This is a genomic window from Streptococcus cristatus (assembly GCF_001588905.1).
In the GTDB taxonomy this organism is placed as follows: domain Bacteria; phylum Bacillota; class Bacilli; order Lactobacillales; family Streptococcaceae; genus Streptococcus; species Streptococcus cristatus_N.
Genome location: NZ_LAWH01000058.1, coordinates 1 through 665 on the forward strand (window position 1 = coordinate 1; position 665 = coordinate 665).

Sequence of the window (665 nt, forward strand, 5' to 3'; positions counted from 1 at the left end):
CCAGCTTTTCCATCCTTACCATCTTTGATGATTGTAGATGATGTTACTTCGTCTGGATCAAGCTCACCATTTCCGTTCTTATCAAGACCGACTTGAACTGTGTGCGTGCCATTGTTATTATCGACAACCTTAGCTAGTGGAGATTTACCGTCCTTACCATCTTTAACAATGGTAGATGAGGTTACTTCATCTGGATCCAATTGGCCATTGCCGTTCTTATCCAGCCCAACTTTAACAGTGTGCGTGCCGTTGTTATTATCGACAACTTGGGCTAATGATGGCTTACCATCTTCACCTTTTGCTCCAGTCGCACCTGTTGCGCCTGTTTCACCTTTATCGCCTTTAGCTCCAGTTGCGCCAGTTGCACCTTTATCGCCTTTTGGTCCTGCTGCACCAGTTGCACCGGTTGCGCCAGTTGCACCTTTGTCACCCTTAGCTCCAGTCGCTCCTGTAGCACCGGTTGCCCCAGCTTTTCCATCTTTAATGACTGTAGAAGATGTCACTTCATCTGGATCAAGCTGACCATTGTTGTTCTTATCGAGTCCGACTTGAACAGTATGGGTACCGTTATTGTTATCGACTACTTTAGCTAGTGGAGATTTCCCATCTTTTCCGTCTTTGACGATAGTTGAAGATGTTACTTCGTCTGGATCCAACTGACCGTT

General features: G+C 46.0%; 1 protein-coding gene. It reads right to left on the reverse strand.

Annotated features, from left to right (window positions below; genetic code table 11):
* On the reverse strand, positions 1 to 665 hold a 665-nt coding region (locus A0765_RS09345; RefSeq protein WP_142325663.1), incomplete at both ends, for a collagen-flanked surface repeat-containing protein.